The sequence below is a fragment of the Microbacterium sp. genome (assembly GCF_031178525.1).
GTDB lineage: Bacteria > Actinomycetota > Actinomycetes > Actinomycetales > Microbacteriaceae > Microbacterium.
In genome coordinates, this window is sequence record NZ_JAPSJA010000181.1 from 1 (window position 1) to 4,829 (window position 4,829).

Annotated in this window: 2 protein-coding genes; both read left to right on the forward strand. The window is 69.5% G+C overall.

The window, feature by feature from the left end; genetic code table 11:
* The first annotated feature begins 115 nt into the window (after positions 1–115).
* Complete coding sequence (locus tag RIF89_RS10930) at positions 116–1,879, forward strand: proline--tRNA ligase (protein ID WP_309069142.1); 1,764 nt, start codon at positions 116–118, stop codon at positions 1,877–1,879.
* A 217-nt stretch (positions 1,880–2,096) separates the two neighbouring features.
* Positions 2,097–4,829, forward strand: a 2,733-nt coding sequence (locus RIF89_RS10935; RefSeq protein WP_309069143.1) for an ExeM/NucH family extracellular endonuclease, incomplete at its 3' end; no start/stop codon positions are given.

The window sequence follows — 4,829 nt, forward strand, 5'->3', positions numbered from 1 at the left end:
TCATGGCGCCGACGTTACTGAGCGACATCCGATCCCGAAACGCCCCGAACGGAACCCTCACGCCCGGGGGGCAGGATCGGGCGGGGCGTGCCGCGGATCCATAGACTGGACGCCTATGGTCACGCGGCTCTCATCCTTCTTCTTCCGCTCCCTCCGAGAGGACCCCGCCGACGCGGAGGTGGTCAGCCACCGCCTGCTCGTGCGCGCCTCCTACATCCGCCGGCAGGCGCCGGGGATCTTCGCGTGGCTCCCGCTCGGTCTGCGGGTCAAGGCGAAGCTCGAGCAGATCGTGCGCGAGGAGATGGCCGCGGCCGGTGCGCAGGAGGTGCACTTCCCCGCCCTCATGCCACGCGAGCCATACGAGGCGACGGGCCGCTGGACCGAGTACGGCGACGGCATCTTCCGTCTCCAGGACCGCCACGGCGCCGACTACCTGCTCGCTCCCACGCACGAGGAGGCGTTCACCCTGCTGGTGAAGGACCTCTACTCGTCGTACAAGGACCTGCCGCTGACGATTTATCAGATCCAGGACAAGTACCGCGACGAGGCGCGTCCGCGGGCGGGCCTGCTGCGTGGCCGCGAGTTCACGATGAAGGACGCCTACTCCTTCGACTACTCGGACGAGGGCCTCGACGCCTCGTACGACGCGCAGCGTGCCGCATACGAGCGGATCTTCCAGCGCCTCGGTATGGAGTACGTGATCGTCAAGGCCGACGCGGGCGCGATGGGCGGCTCGAAGTCGGAGGAGTTCCTGCACCCGACGCCGATCGGCGAGGACACCTTCGTGCGCTCGGCGGGCGGCTACACGGCCAATGTCGAGGCGTTCGAGACCCGGGTACCCGAAGCGCTGCCCATCCCGGACGGTGCGCCCGTGGTCTTCGACTCGCCGCAGACCCCGACGATCCAGACGCTCGTGGATCACCTCAACGCGCACATCGACAGGCCGGCGACGGGGGAGTGGACCGCCGGGCACACGCTGAAGAACGTCGTCCTCGCGCTCGTGCACCCCGACAAGGCACGCGAGCTCGTGATCATCGGCGTCCCGGGCGATCGCGACGTGGACGCCAAGCGCGTCGAGGCCGCGTTCGCGCCCGCCGAGGTGGAGCAGGCGACCGAGGCCGACTTCGCGCGTCATCCCGCGCTGGTGAAGGGCTACATCGGCCCCTGGTCTGCGCAGGGCGCCGTGCTCGGCGAGGAGTCGGCGAGCGGCATCCGCTACCTGGTGGATCCGCGCGTGGTCGACGGCACATCGTGGGTCACGGGCGCGAACGAGCACGAGAAGCACGTGCACTCCCTGGTCTACGGACGGGACTTCACGGCCGACGGTGTCGTGGACGTGGCGACCGTGCGCGAGGGCGACACGGCTCCCGACGGCACGCCCATCACGCTCGAGCGCGGCATGGAGATCGGGCACGTCTTCCAGCTCGGTCGCAAGTACGCCGAGGCTCTCGGTCTCAAGGTCCTGGATCAGAACGGCAAGCTCGTCACGGTCACGATGGGTTCGTACGGCATCGGCATCACCCGCATCCTGGCCGCGATCGCCGAGCTCAACAACGACGACAAGGGCCTGATCTGGCCCGCGTCCGTGTCTCCCTTCGACGTGCACGTCGTGGCGACCGGCAAGGGCGACGACGCGCTGAACCTCGGCGAGGAGATCGTGACGCAGCTGGAGGCGGCGGGGCTGGATGTGCTGTTCGACGACCGGCCGAAGGTCTCGCCCGGTGTGAAGTTCGGCGACGCCGAGCTCATCGGCGTGCCGCAGCTTCTGGTCGTGGGCAGGGGCGCCGCCGACGGCGAGGTCGAGCTCTGGGACCGCCGCACGGGGAACCGCGAGGTCGTCCCCGCCGCCGACGCGGTCGCGCGGCTCACCGCGCGCTGATCGCAGCGACTCTCGCGCGCGCCCCGGCCGGAGACGGCCGGGGCGCCGTGCTTTATATCGGCTTGTTCGTCAAGACGTAACCTCGCCGCCAGCGGGCGGAAACGGGCGGCGACGAGAGTGGGGGAGTTCTGCCCGATCGAAAGTCGGCCGGGCGTGGTTCGCTGATGTTCTGACGTCCCGCGTCTGCCTGTTCCCTCCTCTTGAGCCGGAGACCCTCATGCCTCACAACGGTCAGGCCCCGGCGCGTCGTCGCGCCGCGGCCATCGCGAGCGCCGCCCTCACGGCGGGCTGTCTCGCATCCTTCGTCCCCGCCGCGGCCTTCGCGGCCCCCGACGACACCGCGCTCGTCATCAACGAGGTCTACGGCGGCGGTGGCAACAGCGGCGCCGCCTACACGCACGACTTCGTCGAGCTGTACAACCCGACCGCCGACGCCATCAGCCTCGAGGGCCTCAGCCTGAACTACTGGTCCGCGGCAGGCGGATCGGGTGGGGGCGTGGCGCTGCGCGGCACGGTCGCCGCCGGCGATCACTTCCTCGTTCAGCTCGCGGCAGGCAACGGCAACGGCCAGCCGCTGCCCGGCGCCGATCAGGTCGTCAGCGCGCCGAACATGTCCGGCACGACGGGACGCCTCTTCCTCCTTCCGACCACGTCCGTATACGCAGGGCCGGCCGGGGACGCCGCGGGCCGCGACGACATCATCGACATGGTCGGCTGGGGTTCGGGCGCTGCCACGTTCGAGACCGCGCCCGCGCCCGGCACGACCAACGGCACGAGCATCGCGCGGACCGCGACCGGCGCCGACAGCGACTCGAACGCTGCGGACTTCACGGCCGGTGCTCCGACGCCGCAGAAGTCCGGCGACGCCACGCCCGATCCGGAGCCGACGACGACTCCGACTCCGACGCCCACGCCGACCGAGACGGCCCCGTCGAAGGTCGCGATCCGCGACGTCCAGGGATCCGGCGACACGTCGCCCCTGAACGGCAAGACCGCCACGGTCGAGGGCGTCGTGACCGCCGACTACCGCACGGGCGGCTTCAACGGCTTCTACATCCAGGACCCCGCGGGCGACCCCGCCGACGGCAAGTCGGACGCTCTGTTCATCTACGGCGCCCACGCGCGGGCCGAGATCGGTCAGAGCGTCCGCGTCACGGGCCCTGTCACCGAGTTCCAGGGCACGACCGAGATCACGCCCGCCGCCGGAGGCGTCACCGTCCTGGCGGAGAGCCTCGGCACGGTGACCCCGCTCACCGACTGGGCGCTCATCGACACCCCCGCGGAGAAGGAGGCGCACGAGGGCGAGCTGATCCAGCCCGCCACGCCGTTCACGGTCTCCGACAACTACGACGCCAACTACTACGGCTCGTTCGGGCTGGCCCACGGTGAGGGGGCGCTCAAGACGCCGACGGAGCATGCCGATGCCGACGACACCGCGGGCCTCGCCGCGATCGTGGCGGAGAACGACGCGCGTCGCATCACCCTCGACGACGGCTCGACCACCAACTTCAACAGCATGGCAAACAAGGGCACGCCGCTGCCGTACCTGACGCAGGACAACCCCGTGCGCGTCGGCTCGACGACGACGTTCCACGAGCCCGTCGTGCTCGAGTACCGCTTCGACGCGTGGAACTTCCAGCCGACCACGCCGGTCACGGGCGACGGCACCGACGTCGTGACCTTCAGCGACACCCGCACCCCGAACCTGCAGCCGCAGGACGTGGGCGGCGACATCCGCCTCGCCTCCTTCAACGTGCTCAACTACTTCCCGACCACGGCCGAGGAGTACGAGAACGAGCTCGGCGGCTCCTGCTCGACGTACAACGACCGCGCGGGCGACCCGGTGACGGCGAACGACTGCGGCGACACCGGCCCGCGCGGCGCCGCGGAGGCCGAGGACTTCGAGCGCCAGGAGATCAAGATCGTCAAGGCGATCAACGGCCTCGGCGCCTCGATCGTCTCGCTCGAGGAGATCGAGAACTCCGCGCACTACGGCAAGGACCGGGACTTCGCTGTCGAGACGCTCGTCGACGCGCTGAACGAGAACGCCGGGTCGGAGGTGTGGTCCTTCGTCCCGTCGCCCGCCACGGTTCCCGCCGTCGCGCAGGAGGACGTCATCCGCACGGCGTTCATCTACAAGCCGGCCGACGTGGCCCCGGTGGGCGACTCGCGCATCCTCATCGACGAGGAGAACTTCGACAACGCGCGAGAGCCGCTCTTCCAGGCGTTCAAGCCGGCGGACGGCGGCGACGACCAGGCCTTCCTGGTGTCGGTGAACCACTTCAAGTCGAAGGGCTCCGGCGTCGACGACGGCACCGGGCAGGGCAACGCCAATCCTGATCGGGTCGGTCAGGCCGAGGCGCTCGTCGCCTTCACCGAGCAGGTGCAGGCCGAGACGGGCATCGAGGCGGTGTTCCACGCGGGTGACTTCAACGCCTACGCGATGGAGGACCCGGTGCAGGTCATCGAGCAGGCGGGCTACACCGACGTCAACGTCGCCCTCAACGGCGGCGAGGCGACGTACAACTTCGACGGCATGGATGGATCGCTCGACCACATCTTCGCCAACGAGGCCGCGTTCGAGATGGTCACGGGCGTCGACGTCTGGCAGATCAACGCGCAGGAGCAGGTCGGCTTCGAGTACAGCCGCCACAACTACAACGCGACGATCCTGTACGACGACTCGGTGTTCCGCGCGAGCGACCACAACCCCGAGATCGTGGGGCTGGAGTTCGCCGAGGCGGACGCGCCGATCGAGCTCGACCTCGTGAACATCAACGACTTCCACGGCCGGATTGACGGCAACACGCTCGCGTTCGCGAAGACGGTGGAGGATCTCAAGGCGCAGAACCCGGACGGCACGGTCTTCGTGTCGGCCGGCGACAACATCGGCGCGTCCCTGTTCGCCTCGGCCACCCAGAACGACCAGCCGACGATCGATGTGCTGAAC

Excerpts from the sequence above, each read along its gene's own strand:
- RIF89_RS10930 (WP_309069142.1), top strand. The coding sequence starts at position 116 with ATGGTCACGCGGCTCTCATCCTTCTTCTTCCGCTCCCTCCGAGAGGAC.